Raw genomic sequence first — 16,422 nt, forward strand, 5'->3', positions numbered from 1 at the left:
TTGTACAATCAAGGTTGATCAACCTCGTGCGGTGCCCAAGATGTCGTCAGCGGAGGTGATCGGGATGAGGGATGTGGCGGCGCCGCTCGCGAGCGGCCTGGAGGGCGTGGTGGTGGCGGAGACGCGGCTCTCGGAGGTGGACGGAGAGCGGGGGAGGCTCACCCTCGCGGGCCACGACGTGGAGGAGCTCGCCGGCGGCGGCGGGGTGACCTTCGAGGACGCGTGCGGGCTGCTCTGGGGCGGCGCGCTGCCCGGGGCGGCGGAGCGGGAGTCGCTCCGGCGAGCGATCGCCGAGGGGCGGACGAGGGCCTTCGCGCTGCTCGGGCGGCTCGGGGACGCGCTCCAGGCGGGCGACGGGATGGATGCGATCCGCGCCGCGGTCGCGCACCTCTCGGGCGACGTCCCGCCCGCGGCGATCGCCGGGGCGGTGGCGACGTTCGCGGCGGCGTGGGCGCGGCGCCGCGCGGGGGAGGCGCCGGTCGCGCCCGATCCGGCGCTCCGGCTCTCGGCCGACTACCTGCGCATGGCGCGGGGGGCTGCGGCGAGCGAGGCCGAGGCGCGCGAGCTCGACACGTACCTCGTGACGGTCTCGGATCACGGCATGAACGCGTCCACCTTCACCGCGCGCGTGGTCACCTCGACGGGGTCGGACGCGATCTCGGCGGTGGTCGCGGCGATCGGCGCGCTGAAGGGGCCGCTCCACGGCGGCGCGCCCGGACCGGTCCTCGACATGCTGGACGCGATCGCGGCGAAGGCGGGCGAGGGCGGCGCGCCGCCCCCGGGCTGCGCCGAGCGCTGGATCCAGGCCGAGCTCGCGGCGGGCCGGCGGATCATGGGCATGGGCCACCGGATCTACCGGGTGAGGGATCCGCGGGCGGCGGTGCTCGAGCGGGCGATCGAGCGGCTCGAGCGGACGGCAGGCGGCGCGCGGAGCGCACGGCTCGCGCTGGCGCGTGAGGTCGAGCGGGCGGCCGAGGCCGCGCTCCGCGCGCGGCACCCGGATCGCCCGCTGCGCGCGAACGTCGAGTTCTACACGGCGGTGCTGCTCGACGCGCTCGGGCTGCCCCGCGCGCTCTTCGCGCCGACCTTCGCGGTGGGCAGGGTCGCCGGCTGGTGCGCGCACATCGACGAGCAACGGCGCGCGGGGCGGCTCATTCGCCCGAGCTCACGCTACATCGGGGGCGTCCCCGGAGCGGCAGCTCCGCCGCATTGAGGCGCCGGGCCCGCCGCGCGCGGCGAGGCTGCTTGCAGGAGCGCTCGTCGTCGCCGCCGGCCACGAGGTCGACCTGCCCCGGTCGGACTTATTGAAGAGTCCGTGACGGCATTCGCTTCACCCCCGTCGTCCTGCCATCCTCTCCGCACAGAAATTGCCGGAGAGGCCGTTCCACAGCCCTGGAAGGACAAAAGGAGAACGCGCCGGGCGCGGGTAGGACGTTGTTCGTCCTGCAAAGTTGGCAGCCTCGCGGGGGCACTGTTATCGTGTTCAGTATGTCGTCCGCCGCTCTTGCCGCTCCGCTTGCCCGGGACCTCCTCCGCCATACCCTCCCCGAGTTCGAAGCGCGCGCCAAGACGCTCCCGCTCGGCCTGCGGGAAATCAACGACGCGCTCCCGGAAGGGGGGCTGCCGCGCGGGGGGGTGGTGGAGCTCGCCGCGCCGCGGGGGCTGGGGCGCTCCACCTCGCTCGCCCTCTCCGCGTGCGCGTCGGCGCAAGCGGAGGCGCGGCTGCGCGGGACGAGCGCGACGGCGGGGGCGTGGTGCGCGTGGATCGATCCGAGCGGCTCGCTCTACGCGCCGGCGGTCGCGCGCGCGCAGGTCGATCTGAGCCGGCTGCTCGTGGTGCGGCCCCCGCCGGAGGTGCTCGCGAAGGTCGCGGTGCGGATGGCGATGAGCCGGGCGTTCGCGGTGCTCGTGATCGACGTGGCCGGGGTCCCGGGGGCCTTCGGGCAGGGCGCGGGGAAGGGGGAGCGGAGCGCGCCCGGGGCGGGGCGCCGCGAGGAGGACCTCGCGCGCTGGGTCAACGTGGTGCGCAAGCTCGCCCTGGCGATCGAGGGGAGCGACGGGACGATCCTGCTCCTCACCGATCGCCAGGCGGCGCGGCCGATGCCCTTGCCGGTCGCGATGCGGCTGGAGCTCGAGCAGGTCGCCGAGAACCGGTTGATGGTCCGCGTCGCCAAGGACCGCCGAGGGCGCGTGACCTCGCCGACGCCGGTGGTGCTCGGGGAGCGGCCCGGGGACAGGGCAGAGCGGACGGCGGGCGGCGAGCCGCGGCCCGCGCTGTCGCGGGCATGAAGGAGGAGGGGCGATGGCGGTGAGGCGCATTGTGGCGATCGTGCTCCCGCAGCTCGCGTGCGAGCTGGTGAAGCAGCGCGGGCCGGTCTCGCCGAGCGGGAAGGCGCCGCTCGCGGTGATCCTCGGGGGCGAGGAGGACCGCCGCGCGGCGCTCGCGCCGCAGCCCGAGCGCGAGCCGCAGGCGCCGGCGGCGGTGATCGACGTGGTCGACGACGAGGCGAGGCGGTACGGGGTGAGGCCGGGGCAGAAGGTCGTCGAGGCGGCGGCGCTGGTCGCCCACCTCGCGATCCACCGGGTGACGTTCGCCGAGATCGACGCGGCGCTCGGCCGGGTCGCCGAGGTGGCGCTCGGGCTCGGGGCGACGGCGGCGATCCAGCTCGGCGAGCAGGGCGCCCCGCGCGCCGGCGCGGCGCGGGCGAGCCGCGCTCCCGAGCGCGCCGCGAGCGAGGCGCGGAGCCCGTGGGGCGACGGCCCGTACGACACGGTGTGGCTCGACATCACCGGGGCGTCGCACCTCGTCGGCGGCGAGGAGGCGCTGCTCGGCGAGCTCGGCGAGCGCGTCGCGGCGCTCGGCCACCGGGCGCGGCTCGCGATCGCCGACGGGCCGCGGCTCGCGCAGGCGCTCGCGCGCTTCGGCGCGCACGCGGACGGCGGGGGAGGGGCGGAGGCCCCGATCGCGCCGCCAGGAAAAGGGGCGCAGGCGATCGGGCCCTTGCCGGTGCAGGCGCTCCCGGTCGAGCGCGAGGTGGCGAGCTTCCTCGTCCGGCTCGGGGTGCTCCGCGTCGAGGATCTCGCGCGCCTTCCGCGGGCGCAGGTGGCGGCGCGGCTGGGGCCGCGGACGGCCGACGTGATGGAGCTCCTTGCCGGCCGCGATCCGGTGCCGCTCCTGCCGTTCGAGGTGCCCCGGCTGCTCGAGGAGGAGGTGCTCTTCGACGAGCCGATCGAGAGCGCCGAGTCGCTCCTGTTCGTGCTGCGCGGCATGACGTCGCGGATCGCGTCGCGGCTCGCCGCGCGCGGGGAGGCGTGCGGGCGGCTCAACGTGGCGATCGCCTACGATCGCTCGATCGCGCGGCTCCGCCTCGGCGAGCGCGAGGACGACGGCGCCGCAGCGCTCCTGGAAGACGACGGGCGCGGCCCTTCGCTGCGCTTCCACGTCGACATGCCGGTGCCCCTCTCGGACGCGGGCGATCTGCTCCGCCCGCTGAAGGCGAGGCTCGAGCGGATCGAGCTCGCGGCGCCCGCGGTGGGGGTGCACGTCATCGCCTCGCGCATCGCGCGGGCCCGCCGGGTGCAGCTCGATCTGTCGCGCGACCGGTCGGTCGATCCCGACAGCTTGCCGGCGCTCCTGGCCGAGCTCTCGGCGGAGATCGGCCAGGAGCGGGTGGGCATCCTGGAGATCGCCGACGCGCACCGCCCCGAGGCGCGCTCGCGGCTCGTGCCGGCCTCTGGCGAGGCGGCCATGACGCGCGCGTCCGCCGCGGCCCGCGCGCGCGCCGTGGCGGATCGGGGCGCGGCGGAGCAGGCGGAGGGCGCGGACGCGCCGGCGCTGGAGCCCGCGCGGCTCCTCGCGCAGCCGATCCCGCTCGGCCGGGTGGGGCGCGGGGCGATCGTGGCCGTCGATCGGCACCTCTACGCGATCGAGCGGCTCTCCTTCGTGATGCGGATCGACGCGGTGGAGTGGTGGACGCCCACGCCGGCGTCACGCGATTACGCGCGCGCCTGGCTCGTCTCGGGCTCTCCGTCCGGCAAGGCCGCCCCGGCGCGCCTCGGCGAGCTGCGCCCTCCTCGAGACGGCGCGAGCGCGAGCTCCTGCGGCGAAGCGTGGATCTACGTCGACCGCGCGACGGGCGAGGCCTTCCTGCAGGGGTGGTGCGAGTGAGCGCCGGCGCGTCGGTCCCGTTCGTGGAGCTCTGCGGCCGCTCCTGCTTCTCTTTCCTGGAGGGCGCCTCGCACCCCGAGGAGCTCGTGCACCGCGCCAAGGAGCTCGGCCTCGAGGGGCTCGCGCTCTGCGATCGCGACGGGATCTACGGCAGCGTGCGCGCGCACACGGCGGCGAAGAAGGTCGAGCAGCGGGTGATCGTCGGGGCCGAGCTGACGCTGGGCGCGCCGCGCGGGGGCGCCGAGCGCGCGCCGGAGGTCCGGCCGTCGGTGGTCCTCCTGGTCGAGGACAGCGAGGGTTACGCGAACCTCTGCCGCCTGCTCACGATCGCGCACGCCGAGTGCGAGAAGGGGATGGCGAGCATCTCGGCGGAGGCGATCGCGGCGGCGCAGCGGGGCCTCTCCGCGATCGTGCCGCTCGATCCTCTCGTGCCCGCGGGCGTCTCCGGCGCGCTCCTCGGCACGCTGCGCGACGCCTTCGGCGAGCGCGCGCTCGTCGCGACATGGAAGCACCTCGACCGCCGCGACGGCGAGCGCGTCGCGGCGGCCCTCGCGGCGGAGCGCCGCTACGGCCCCTGCGTGGTGGCGACGGCGCGCCCGCTCTATCATCACCCGTCGCGCAAGCCGCTCGCGGACGTGCTCGCGTGCATCCGGACCAAGACCACGCTCGATCAAGCGGGGACGCGGATCGCGCCGAACGCGGAGGCGTACGTGCGCTCCGGCGCGCAGATGGCGGCGCTGTTCCGCGATCATCCGGCCTGGGTCGCGCGCACGGTGGAGGTCGCGTCCCGCTGCCGCTTCTCGCTGTCCGAGCTCCGCTACAGCTTCCCGAGCGACGCCCTCTGCATGCCGGGGGAGACGTCGGATCAGGCGCTGCGCCGCCTCACCGAGGAGGGCTGCCGCGACCGTTACCCGGAGGGGGCGCCGCCTCCGGTGCGCGCGCAGATCGAGAAGGAGCTCGCCTTGATCGCGAAGCTCGGCGTGGCGCCCTATTTCCTCAGCGTGCAGCAGGTCGTGAAGATCGCGCGCGCGCGGCAGATCCTCTGCCAGGGCCGCGGGAGCGCGGCGAACAGCGCGGTGTGCTTCGTGCTCGGCGTGACGGCGGTGGACCCGGCCCGGTCGAGCCTGCTGTTCGAGCGCTTCCTGTCGGAGGAGCGCCACGAGCCCCCGGACATCGACGTCGATTTCGAGCACGAGCGCCGGGAGGAGGTGATCCAGGCGATCTACGAGATGTACGGGCGCGACCGGGCGGCGATGGTCTCGGAGGTGATCGCCTACCGCGGCAAGAGCGCGCTCCGCGAGGTGGGCAAGGCGTTCGGCTTCTCGGCGGATCAGGTCGATCGGCTGAGCGGCCTCGTGCATCACCACGAGGCGGACATCACCGAGCAGCGGGTCAGCGAGGCGGGCCTCGATCCGGATGACGTGCGCGTCCGGCAAGCCGTCATGATGGCGAGCGCGCTCGAGGGCTTCCCGCGCCACCTCTCGATCCACGTGGGCGGCTTCGTGCTGTCGTCCGAGCCGCTGCACAAGGTGGCCCCGGTCGAGCCTGCGCGGATGGAGGGCCGCACGGTGATCCCGTGGGACAAGGACGATCTCGACGATCTCGGCTTCTTCAAGATCGACGTCCTGGCGCTCGGCATGCTGACGGCGATCCGCAAGGCGCTCGGCTTGATCCACTCGGACCGGTACGCCGGGCTCGCGGGTCCCTTGGTCCACACGGCACGGGACCCCGCGTTCGCGGGTCCCTCGGTCCACATGGCACGGGACCCTGCGCCCGCAGGGGTCTCGTTCCATGCGGGCCGAGGCGCCGCGTTCGATCCGATCGCGGCGCTCGCGCAGATCCCGCCGGAGGACCCGGCTGTCTACGAGGCGATCGGCCGGGCCGACACGGTGGGGGTGTTCCAGATCGAGAGCCGCGCGCAGATGGCGATGCTCCCGCGGCTGAAGCCGAACAAGTTCTACGATCTGGTGATCGAGGTGGCGATCGTGCGCCCCGGGCCCATCCAGGGCGGGATGGTGCACCCCTACCTGCGCCGGCGGACGGGGCAGGAGCCGCCGGTGTCCCCGCACCCGTGCCTGGATCCCATCCTGGAGCGCACGCTCGGCGTTCCGCTCTTCCAGGAGCAGGTGATGCAGATCGCGATGGTCGGCGCGGGCTACACGCCGGGCGAGGCCGACCAGCTGCGCCGCGACATGGCGGCGTGGAAGAAGCACGGGCGCCTGGAGCGGCACCGCGGGCGGCTCATCCAGGGCTTCGCCGAGCAGGGGATCTCGGCGAAGTTCGGGGAGATGCTCTACCAGCAGATCCAGGGCTTCGGGGAGTACGGCTTCCCGGAGTCGCACGCGGCGAGCTTCGCGCTCCTCGTGTACGCGTCGGCCTGGCTCAAGGTCCACCACCAGGCGGCGTTCACCTGCGCGCTGCTCAACGCGCAGCCGATGGGGTTCTACAGCCCGTCGGCGCTGGTGCAGGACGCGCAGCGGCACGGCGTGGAGGTGCGGCCGGTGTGCGTGGTGCAGAGCGCGTGGGACGCGACCCTGGAGCCTTCCGCCGAGCCCTCGGCGGGCCCGGCGCTGCGGCTCGGCATGCGGCTCGTGAAGGGGCTCGGCGAGGCGGCCGTGGCGGCGATCGTGGCGGCGCGCGAGGAGGCGCCGTTCGCGAGCCTCCCGGATCTCGTGAGGCGCACGGAGCTGAAGAAGAACGAGGTGGAGGCGCTCGCAGAAGCGGGCGCGCTCGCCGCGCTGGTGCCTGCCCGGAGAGAGGCGCTCTGGCGCGCGCGCGCCCCCCGCGTGGAGGGGTTGTTCGAGGGCGTTCCGATCGAGCAGGACCGGGACGTCGGGCTCCCTCCGCTCAGGCCGCTGGAGCAGCTCGCGCTGGACTACGGGCGCGTGGGTCTGTCGCTGCACGACCACCCGATGCGGCACGTGCGGCGGGCGCTCAAGCGGCGGCGCGGGGCCGGGCGCGTGCGGACCGCCGAGGAGATCAAGGCCGCGCGCGACGGGGAGAGCGTGCGGGTCGCCGGGATGGTGGTCGGACGCCAGCGGCCGGCGACCGCGAGCGGCGTGACGTTCATGACGCTCGAGGACGAGACCGGCGTGGTCAACGTCATCGTCCAGCGGCAGGTCTTCGCGGAGTACGAGCACGTGGCGAGGAACGCGGCGCTCCTGCTCGTCGCCGGGCGGATCGAGCGGCAGGGCGAGGTCGTCCACGTGCTCGCGCGCGAGCTCGATCGGCTGGAGCTGCCCAGCGGCGAGGAGATCGCGCTCAAATCGCGCGACTACCGGTGAGCGCGCGCCGGCGCCGCGCTCCCGGAGCGCGGGGCGATCGGCGGCGCGGCGCGTGAGGAGAGCGCGCGCTCGTCAGAGGGGCGGCGACGACCTCGCCGACGCGAGCGCGCTCGTCAGCGAGCGGCGACGACCTCGTCGACCAGCGAGAGCAGCGTCGCCGCGTCGAACGGCTTCAGGAGCAGCCGGGCGTTGACCTGCTGCAGGAACGCCTTGCTGCGCTCCGTGAAGGCGCCGCCGGTCAGGAACACGACACGGCGCTGCTGCTCGGGCGCGTGCTCGGCGAGCGAAGTGTAGAAATCCATCCCTGTCATATCGGGCATCATGAGGTCGCACAGGATGGCGTCGTAGCGCTCTCCGGCGCGGATCCGGCGGAGCGCGTCGCGCGCGCTCGCTGTCGCGGTCGTCTCGTGCCGTGGCTCGAGCGTCCCCGCGATCGCCCGCGTGAGCAGCGGCTCATCGTCGATGATGAGGACCCGCTGCCGCTGCGCCGCCTCCGGCGCGAGCGCGTCGAGGCCGCCGTTCTCGCGCGGCCACCTCGACGCGGCGGAGCCGGGCGCAGCGGAGGCGCGCGCCTCGCTGGCCGCGGCGGCGGGGAGGAGGAGGCGGAACGTGCTCCCCTTGCCGGGGCGGCTGTCCGCCTCGATCCGGCCCCCCAGCGCCGTGACGATGGAGTGGCAGATCGCGAGCCCCAACCCGAGCCCTTCGCCAGCTTCCTTGCTCGTGTAGAACGGCTCGAAGATCCGAGCGAGCGACTCCGGCGCGATCCCCGCGCCCGTGTCGCGCACCTCGACGACGACCGACCCCTCGGCGTCACAGCGCGTCGAGAGCTCGATCTCGTTCTGCTCGGCGAGCCCCTCGGGGATGGCCTGCGCGGCGTTCACGATGAGGTTCAGGAAGACCTGCGCGAGCCGCGGCTCGTTCGCCTGGACGGGCGGCACCTCCTGGAAGCTCCGGACGACGCGGGCGCGGTGCCGGATCTCGTGCATCGCCATGTGGACGCAGGCGTCGAGCACCCGCCGGGGGTCGACCGGCCCGCGGCGGTCCTCCTCGGCGCGCGAGAAGCTGTGGAGATCGCGCACGATGAGCCGCACCCGCTCGGCGCCCTCGCGCGCGTCCTCCAGCAGGCTCAGCACGTCGGAGAGCTCGCTCGATGGAGCGCGGCCGTCGCCGTGAGAGCGCGCCCAGGGGCCGCCGCGCGCCGCGCTGTTCCGGCGATCGAGCGAGCCGATGCGCCGGATGGCCGCGTCGACGTTCGTGATGACGAACGCGAGGGGGTTGTTGATCTCGTGGGCGACGCCGGCGGCCAGCGTGCCGACGCTCGCCATGCGGCCGGCGCCGATGAGGCGGGCCTGCGTCTGCGCGAGCGCCTGGCGCGAGGCGGCGTCGCGCGCGGCGCGCTCGCGGACGACGGAGAGCCGGGCCCGGGGGCCCGCGCCGCCACCGCCCGCGAGCAGGAAATCGCTCGCGCCGGCCGCGAGGATGCCGTCGATGTCCCCGTCGCGCTCGGTGATCGCGAGGACGAACACCGCATCGCCGCCGGGCTGCGCCCGCACGCGGCCGCAGAACGCGGCGGCGCTGGCGGGCTCGCTCCAGTCGACGGCGAGCACCGGCGGCGCCTCGCCCAGGCACCGCTCCAGGGCATGCGCGGGGTCGGAGGTGACGCCGACGTCAGGCACGTGGCGTCGGATCAGCGCTTCGAATCGCTCGCTCGCCGCGGCGCGCCCGCGGAGGAGCAGGATGGCGGCCGGCTCCGCGCAGCCCATCGACGTCCTCTCAGCTGTCCTTCGAAGGCCCGTTTCAGGTGTCCTTCGAAGATCCTTTACCGCATCTCCATCCCGGCGTGCAGGCATGGTGATCCGTTCCGCTGCGCCTGCCAGGCATCTCGCCGCGTCGCCGGTCTCCGTCGAGCCGCTCGCCAGCCCGTCGGCTCGCCCGCTTCGCGCGGCTATCGAGGGCCGGACGTAGCGTCGTCGTCCGGATCGCCGTCGTCGGCGACCCTCGTCGCGCCGTCCGTGAGCGGCGGGTACAGGCTCTCGACGAACTTCCCGGAGAACCGCCCCGCGAGGTGTGCATCCATCCGCGCCATCGCCTCGCGCAGCCGATCGATCTCGTCCGAGAGCGCTGCCTTGAGCGGCTGGCGCTGCGCCTGTTCCATCCAGGCGAGCTCCACGAGCGCCTCCTCAAGGTGCGCGCGCGCCGCACCGCCCGCCTCGCCCGCGTCGGGTTCTCCGACCAGGTACTCCGCGACGCGCACGCGCCCGCGGTAGCGGACCCGCGTCCGCTCGAGGAAATCCCGGTACGGCTTCACCGCCCCGCTGAGGGCCTGCACCGCCGCCGCGAGCGCGCTCGCCTCGCCCCGGAGCGCCTCGCGATCGGCGCCGGAGAGCGCCGTGTTGTGCTCGACGTGGGCCTCGAGCGTCGCGAGCACCTCGCGGGCCCAGCGGAGGTGCCGGAGCCCCGAGGCGCTGCGCGACAGGCGCCGCCCGAACCCCTCCCCCGCGCTCACGCCACCGCCGCCGCCGGCGCCGCCTCGCGCTCCGGGCGCTTCGCCGTCTCGTTGATCTTCACGCTGACGAGCTTCGAGACGCCGGGCTCCTGCATCGTCACGCCGTAGAGCACGTCGACCGACTGCATCGTGCGCTTGATGTGCGTGATGAGGATGAACTGCGAGTGGCTCGTCATGCTCCGGATCGCCTCGTTGTAGCGGGCCACGTTCGCCTCATCGAGCGGCGCGTCGACCTCGTCGAGGATGCAGAACGGCGACGGCTTGAACTGGAAGATCGCGAAGATGAGCGACACCGCGGTGAGCGCCTTCTCGCCGCCGCTCATGAGCTCGATGTTCCCGAGCTTCTTGCCCGGCGGCTGCGCCAGGATCTCGATCCCCGTCTCCAGCATGTCGTCGGGGTTCGTCAGCCGGAGCTCCGCCTGGCCGCCGCGGAACATCTTGGGGAACAGCGTCTTGAAGCGCGCGTTGATGCCGTCGTACGTCGTCTTGAAGAGCCGCTTCGACTCGCGGTTCATCTGGGCGATCGCCTTCTCGAGGTCGTCGAGCGCCTTCTCGAGATCCGCCTTCTGGCCCGAGTAGTACGTGTACCGCTCCTCGGCCTCGGCGTGCTCGCGCACGGCGTCGAGGTTGACGGGGCCCATGCGGTCGAGCAGCTCCGTCAGCTCCTGGATGCGCGCGCGGTGCGAGGCGTCGGCGGGCGGCCGCTTGTGGTAGTCGCCGACCACGCGGGCGAGCTCGAGCCCGCGGAAGCGCTCGCGCACCCCCTCGATGAGGTGGTCGTGCTCGACCCGCAGCCGCTCCAGCGCGAGCTCGTGCTTGCGGAGCCGCTCCGACACCTCGGCCAGCTCCTGGCGCAGCCCGCGCAGGTCGGCCTCGCGCACCCCGTGCGCCTGCCGCGCCTCGTCCAGCGAGCGCCGCGCCTCGGTCAGCGCGGCCTGCGCCGCGTGCGCCTCGGCGACGGCGCGGACCAGCGCCTCCCGCGCGATCATGATCGTCGCCGCGGCCTTCCCCGCGCCCACGGCGCTCTCCGTCCGCTCCTGGTCGAGCCGGGCGATCCGGCCCCGGAGCTCGTTGCACGACCGCGTGAGCCGCTCGACCGTGCCCCGCGCCGCCGCGGCGCGCTCGCGCACGCGCGCGAGCTTCACCTTGCGCTCGGTCACGACCGACTGCTGCCCGAGCACCCGCTCGCGCCACTCGGCCGCGACCTGCTCGGCGTGCTCGAGGCCGGCCGCCGCCGCCTCGCGCGCCGCCCGCCCCGCCTCGAGCTTGTCGCGCGCCGCTTGCTGCTCGCTCCCGCCGGCGTCGAGGTTGTCGGCGAGGTCCTCGAGCTCGGAGCGCACCACGCCCTCGCGCTTCTGCGCCGCGGCGAGCTGCTCCTCCGCGCGGCGGAGATCCTTCTCGGCCGTCACGAGGGCGAGCTCTCCCTCGTGCGCCTCGCTCCGCGCCCGCTCCAGCGCCGTCCCCACCTCGGTGATGCGCAGGCGGAGCTTCTGCTGCGCGTCGAGCAGCGCCGTCACCTCCTCCGACTTGGTCGCGACGAACTCGTGCAGCGCGCGCATCTCCCGCTTCTGCTCGATCATGCCGGCCGCGACCGCGTCGCCCGAGCCGCCGCTCACCACGCCGTCCTCGCGGAGGACGGTGCCGTCGAGCGTCACGAGCGTGCACCCCGCGCCCTCCGCCGCGAGCCGCGCCGCGACCTCGGCGGAGGCGACGACCACCGCGTCCCCCACGAGCGCGCGCGCCAGCGCCTCGTCCTCGGGCGCGAAGACGAGCCGGTCCACGAGCGGCCCGAGCACGCCCTCCCCGCGCGGCGGTCGCCGCGTCGCGCCGGCCACGAACGAGGGCCGCGCCGCGATCACGCTCGCCCGCCCGCGGTTGTTCTTCGACAGATCCGCGAGCAGCGCGATCCCGCGCTCGACGTCGCTCACGACCGCGCACTGCAGCCGGTCCCCGAGCAGCCCCGCGAAGGCCGCGGTCAGCTCGGCCGGCGCCTCGATCCGGTCGGCCACGAGCCCGAGCAGCGCCGGGTCCTTGGTCTTGAGGAGGTTCTTCACCCCGGCGCCGACGCCCTCCAGCCGCGCGTGCAGCTCCTCGAGCGCGCGGAGCCGGTTGCGCCGCTGCCCGAGCTCGTTCTTGGCGTGCTCCACGGTGCGGTCGCTCGAGACCGCCTGCTCGCGCAGGGACTTCATCTCGACATCGAGCCGCGACCGCTCGTCTGCCGAGATCCGCTTCCCCTCGGCGAGCTCCGCCACGTTGCGCGTCAGCGACGAGCGCCGCCGCTCGAGCTCCTCCGACTCGTACATCAGCCGCCCGAGCTCGTCCTCGAGCTTCGCGCGCCGCTGGCTCATCTCCGCCATGCGCCGATCGAAGCCGGCGAGCGACGCCTCGGCGGCCGCGACCGCCGCGGTGGCCTCGGCGGCCCGCCGGCGCAGGGCGCCGACCTCGTGCTCGGCGGTCCGCTCTCCGTGGCGCAGCTCCTCGAGCCGCTCGTGCTGTTCGAGCGCGAGCTCGCTCTCCCGCGCCTCTTCCTCGTCGACGCCGGCGAGCTGCGCCTCGAGCTGCGCCTTCTCTGCGCTGAGCTCCTCGACCGTCTTCTCGAGCTCTCCCTGCTCCTTGGCCGCGGTGACGAGCCGCTCCTCGAGGTGCCGCAGGCGGTCGCGCGCCCGCGCGATCTCCGCCTCGTGGGTGCGCACCTGGTTGTCGGCCGCGAACGCCTCGTTCTGCGCGCGCTCGGCCCGCTCCTCGCAGGCGAGGGCCTCGAGGCGGGTGACCTCGATCTCGGCCTCGCGCGCCGAGAGCGCCGTGCGCGACGCCTGCTCGCGCTCCGCGTGCGCGGCCCTGCCGAGCGACTCGTGCTGCGTGAGCACCGTGATCTCGAGGAGCTTGTGCGACGCCTCGTGGAGCACGAGGTCCTCCAGCTCCTTGCGGTAGTTGACGTACCGCTCGGCCTTGGCCGCCTGGCGCTTCAGGGACGCGAGGTTCCGCTGGATCTCGGAGACGATGTCCCCCACGCGGAGCAAGTTCTGCCGCGTCTGGTCCATCTTCTGCTCGGCCTGCTTCTTCCTTGCCTTGTATTTCGTGATGCCGGCGGCCTCCTCGATGAGCATCCGCCGGTCCTCGGGGCGCGCCGAGACGATGAGCCCGATCTTTCCCTGCTCGACGATGGAGTAGGCCTTCGTGCCGACGCCGGTGCCGAGGAAGAGGTCGGTCACGTCCTTGAGCCGGACCTGGGTCTTGTTGATGAGGTACTCGCTCGTCCCGTCGCGGAAGAGCCGGCGCGTCACCGCGATCTCGGCGTAGTCCCGGTACTCCAGCGGCAGCTGCGACGCCGCCGTCGGCTCGCTGTTGTCGAAGGTGAGCGTCACCTCGGCCATCCCGTGCTGGGCGCGGGTCTCGGAGCCGTTGAAGATGACGTCCGACATCGACTTGCCGCGCAGGTGCTTCGCGCTCTGCTCCCCGATCGCCCACCGGATGGCGTCGACGATGTTCGACTTGCCGCAGCCGTTGGGACCGACGATGCCCACCACGTCCGTGTCGAAATGGACCACCGTCCGATCGACGAACGATTTGAACCCGCTGATCTCGAGCTTACGAATGCGCATGACGTCCCCGGAACCGGCCGGGCGGGCTTAAACGTATCGTCACAGCACGCCACGTACCGTCACAACTGGCGTCTCGGGGTCTACGTGGGCTGGCGCCGCGCGGCAAGAGCGGAATCCTGGCTCCTCAACGCGCACCGAGGACCAGGTCTTGCGCATCCCGCTGGTACAGCGATGTCCGAAGCGCAAGGTGTGCTTTTGGCAGCCGCCTTGACAGGTGGCTAACGTGGCCATACTCCTCGGGTTGTTCCGAGGAGTAGAAACGTCATGCCCACTTACGAGTACGCCTGCACATCTTGCGCGCATGAATGGGAGGCCGAGCAGTCCATCAAGGAGGCCGCGCTCTCGGAGTGCCCGTCGTGCCTCAAAGCGACAGCCCGGCGGCAGATCTCGCGCGGCACGGGCTTCATCCTCAAGGGCAGCGGCTGGTACTCCGACCTCTACGCCTCGGGGTCGAACAAGCCGCCCGCGAAGTCGGACGGCGGGTCGGGCAGCTCCTCCGGGTCGGAGGGGGCGAGCTCGGACTCCGGGTCGAGCAGCGCCTCGCCGGCGAGCGGCAGCACCAAGAGCGACTCCAGCGCGTCGTCCGCCTCCTCCGCGGCGGCCTGACGCCAGCTCGGCGAGCAGCGACGGGGGGGTGGCCAGCGCGGCGCAGCGCGCGGTGGCGCCGTCGTGGTGCGCCGGCAGCGCTGCGTGCCCACCGGCGCCGGGCGCGGTGCTAGGGTGCCCTGGATGGATGAGAGAAAGCGACTTGAGGAGCTCCGCCGGCAGCTCACGGAGCTGGATCAAGAAATCCTTCGCAGCATCGAGCGGCGGGCTCGCATCGCGCACGAGCTTGCCAAGCTGAGGACGGGCACGGCCCGGTTCGCCCCCACGGCCGACGCCGCCCACGTGCAGGCGCTCGAGCGCGCCGTGACGCCGCCGTTCCCGCAGCGCGCGGTGCGGCCGATCTTCGTCGCCATCGACGCGGCCTCGCGCGCGTTCGAGGTCGCGCCCCGGGTGGCGTACCTGGGGGCCGAGGGCGACTATGGCTGGACCGCGGCGCACGATCACTTCGGGATCGGAGGCGAGTTCGTCCGCGCCGACAGCCCCCTCGCCGCCATCGAGGAGGTCGCGCGCTCGCGCGCTGACTTCGCGGTGATCCCGTACGAGTCGCTCAAGGAAGGGCCGATCTTCCCGACGATCCAGGCGATCGGCGGCGCCGATCTCAAGGTGGTCGGCGAGCGCCAGCTGGTGCAGGCGCTCGACCTCGTGAACCGGACGGGCAGCCTCGCCGACGTCGAGCGGGTGTACTCCTCGCCCCAGGATCACGTGGCCTGCGTGAACTACCTCGAGCTCCAGCACCCGCGCGCGCTGGTGCTCGACGTGCGGGGCCCGCAGGCCGCCTGGGATCTCGCGGCGGAGAACGAGGGCAGCGCCGCCATCGTCCCCCGCGGCTTCGCGGGCGGGCAGGAGCTCAGGGTCGCCCGCGAGAACGTCGGCGACGAGGGGGAGCTCCGGATCCGCTACGCGGTGCTGTCCCGGCTCCCCTCGCCGCGCTCGGGCCACGACGCCACGGCGATCCTCTTCAGCGTCCACGATCGGCCCGGCGCGCTCCACGACATCCTCCAGCACTTCAAGGAGCGCAGCTGCAACCTCCGGCGGGTCCACTCCCGCCCCGTCCCCGGCGAGGGCTGGGACTACGTGTTCTACGTGGAGGTCAGCGGACACACGACCGATCGGGCGCTCGTCGCGGCGCTCGAGGGCGTGAAGCGCGAGACGAAGATGCTGAAGATCATCGGCTCCTTCCCGCTGGAGCGCCCCGACCCGCCGCACGAGCGAGCTTGATGGCGAACGAGATCATGCGGACGCTGTTTCATTCCCGAGGCGCAGCCGCCCTGCGCCGCGCGGCGGGCGCGATCGCGATCGCGGCGCTCGCCCTCCAGGCGCTCGGCGGCTGCGGCGGCGCCGACGACAGCCTCGCGCTGGTCGGCGGAGAGAAGATCGACGCGACGGCGATCGATCGCGACCCCCTGGCCGTCCTCCCGAGCGGCGCGGTGATGCTCGGTTACCTCGACGCGGCGGCCATGTTCACGTCCGCCCTGGGAGGCGAGGTCAACCAGATCGTCACGAGCCTGCTCCCGCTGGGCCCCGAGTCGAACTTCGTCCCGTCGCGCGACATCGTGAAGGTCTACGGCGGTCTCTACGCCATGCAGGGCGCGGACTTCTGCGCCGTGATGCAGGGCAACTTCGACGTCGACGCGATCCGCCGCTCCGCCGACGCCAGGTCGGTCACCGTCATCGGCGCGCCGCTCGTGAAGACGCGCTACGCGGACAACGATCTCTTCACGGCCGGCAACGTCGGCTTCGTCGTGCTCACGCCGCACACGATCCTCACCGGCAACGAGACCGGGATGCGGCGGGCCCTCGATCGGCTCCGCTCCGGCAAGCTGACGCGCTCCGTGCCTTCGTGGATGGTCGAGCTGCTCGGGACCAAGGGCGCGTCGTTCGCCGTGGCCGGCGATCTCTCGAGCCAGGCGGCGGTCGCGTCTGCGGCGGGGCAGTTCCCCTTCCTCGCGGGGCTCCAGTACGTGCGCGTCATCGGCAACTTCCAGCCGCCCGGGGTCAACTTCGCCGGCGCCCTCACGTACACGGACCCGCAGAGCGCGGCGAACGGCGCCGTCGCGCTCCGCAACCTCGAGCAGATCGCCAGGATCGCGACCCTGCTCTCCTCGTGGGGCTTCGGCTACGGCTCGGTCCCTCCGATGCAGGTCGCGCAGCGCGAGAGCGACGTCGCGTTCACGCTGCCCCTCGGCGAGGGGATCGTGCGCATGCTCCTCCGCACGGTCGCCGACACGGCGCGGAGCGTGGCGCTCGTGCGCTGAC

Annotated in this window: 10 protein-coding genes; 7 read left to right on the forward strand and 3 right to left on the reverse strand. The window is 73.6% G+C overall.

Annotated elements, in window-relative coordinates:
- The first annotated feature begins 64 nt into the window (after positions 1-64).
- From WMF34_RS09135 to WMF34_RS09150, 4 genes are all read left to right on the forward strand, one after another.
- Positions 65-1,213, forward strand: coding sequence for a citrate synthase (locus tag WMF34_RS09135; RefSeq protein ID WP_437993025.1), 1,149 nt, complete (start codon positions 65-67; stop codon positions 1,211-1,213).
- 275 nt (positions 1,214-1,488) lie between these two features.
- Entirely contained in the window at positions 1,489-2,289 is an 801-nt protein-coding gene (locus WMF34_RS09140) for a recombinase A (protein ID WP_231864756.1), read from the forward strand.
- Positions 2,290-2,302: 13 nt separating this feature from the next.
- Positions 2,303-4,168, forward strand: a complete 1,866-nt coding sequence (locus WMF34_RS09145) for a DinB/UmuC family translesion DNA polymerase (protein ID WP_437993026.1) — start codon at positions 2,303-2,305, stop codon at positions 4,166-4,168.
- The gene (locus WMF34_RS09150; RefSeq protein WP_437993027.1) at positions 4,165-7,452 is read left to right on the forward strand and encodes an error-prone DNA polymerase; all 3,288 of its coding nucleotides are present in this window, start codon (positions 4,165-4,167) and stop codon (positions 7,450-7,452) included. Before WMF34_RS09145 ends, WMF34_RS09150 begins: the two co-directional genes overlap by 4 nt.
- Before the next feature lie 113 nt (positions 7,453-7,565).
- Here WMF34_RS09150 and WMF34_RS09155 read toward each other — a convergent pair whose 3' ends face one another.
- From WMF34_RS09155 to smc, 3 genes are all read right to left on the reverse strand, one after another.
- Entirely contained in the window at positions 7,566-9,215 is a 1,650-nt protein-coding gene (locus WMF34_RS09155) for an ATP-binding protein (protein ID WP_437993028.1), read from the reverse strand.
- Between the two features lie 182 nt (positions 9,216-9,397).
- A complete protein-coding gene (locus WMF34_RS09160; protein ID WP_437993029.1) occupies positions 9,398-9,958 on the reverse strand; it encodes a hypothetical protein in 561 nt (186 codons plus the stop codon).
- Complete coding sequence (gene smc / locus WMF34_RS09165) at positions 9,955-13,560, reverse strand: chromosome segregation protein SMC (protein ID WP_012234379.1); 3,606 nt, start codon at positions 13,558-13,560, stop codon at positions 9,955-9,957. The genes WMF34_RS09160 and smc overlap by 4 nt, the downstream gene beginning before the upstream one ends.
- 264 nt (positions 13,561-13,824) lie before the next feature.
- On the opposite strand from smc, the gene WMF34_RS09170 reads away from it, so the two are divergent.
- The 3 genes from WMF34_RS09170 to WMF34_RS09180 all read left to right on the forward strand — a co-directional run bounded on the left by WMF34_RS09170 (position 13,825) and on the right by WMF34_RS09180 (position 16,421).
- The gene (locus tag WMF34_RS09170; protein WP_012234380.1) at positions 13,825-14,166 is read left to right on the forward strand and encodes an FmdB family zinc ribbon protein; all 342 of its coding nucleotides are present in this window, start codon (positions 13,825-13,827) and stop codon (positions 14,164-14,166) included.
- Positions 14,167-14,289: 123 nt separating this feature from the next.
- On the forward strand, positions 14,290-15,384 hold the full coding sequence (locus WMF34_RS09175) for a bifunctional chorismate mutase/prephenate dehydratase (RefSeq protein WP_012234381.1): 1,095 nt from the start codon (positions 14,290-14,292) through the stop codon (positions 15,382-15,384).
- The gene (locus WMF34_RS09180) at positions 15,384-16,421 is read left to right on the forward strand and encodes a hypothetical protein (RefSeq protein WP_437993030.1); all 1,038 of its coding nucleotides are present in this window, start codon (positions 15,384-15,386) and stop codon (positions 16,419-16,421) included. Before WMF34_RS09175 ends, WMF34_RS09180 begins: the two co-directional genes overlap by 1 nt.
- Position 16,422 lies beyond the last annotated feature (1 nt).

Origin of the sequence: Sorangium sp. So ce145 (assembly GCF_051525985.1) — a bacterium.
GTDB lineage: Bacteria > Myxococcota_A > Polyangia > Polyangiales > Polyangiaceae > Sorangium > Sorangium cellulosum_B.

Coding starts and splice junctions, on each gene's coding strand:
- WMF34_RS09135 (WP_437993025.1), top strand. CDS start 65: ATGAGGGATGTGGCGGCGCCGCTCGCGAGCGGCCTGGAGGGCGTGGTG.
- WMF34_RS09175 (WP_012234381.1), top strand. CDS start 14,290: ATGGATGAGAGAAAGCGACTTGAGGAGCTCCGCCGGCAGCTCACGGAG.
- WMF34_RS09140 (WP_231864756.1), top strand. CDS start 1,489: ATGTCGTCCGCCGCTCTTGCCGCTCCGCTTGCCCGGGACCTCCTCCGC.
- smc (WP_012234379.1), bottom strand. CDS start 13,560: ATGCGCATTCGTAAGCTCGAGATCAGCGGGTTCAAATCGTTCGTCGAT.
- WMF34_RS09155 (WP_437993028.1), bottom strand. CDS start 9,215: ATGGGCTGCGCGGAGCCGGCCGCCATCCTGCTCCTCCGCGGGCGCGCC.
- WMF34_RS09180 (WP_437993030.1), top strand. CDS start 15,384: ATGGCGAACGAGATCATGCGGACGCTGTTTCATTCCCGAGGCGCAGCC.
- WMF34_RS09170 (WP_012234380.1), top strand. CDS start 13,825: ATGCCCACTTACGAGTACGCCTGCACATCTTGCGCGCATGAATGGGAG.
- WMF34_RS09145 (WP_437993026.1), top strand. CDS start 2,303: ATGGCGGTGAGGCGCATTGTGGCGATCGTGCTCCCGCAGCTCGCGTGC.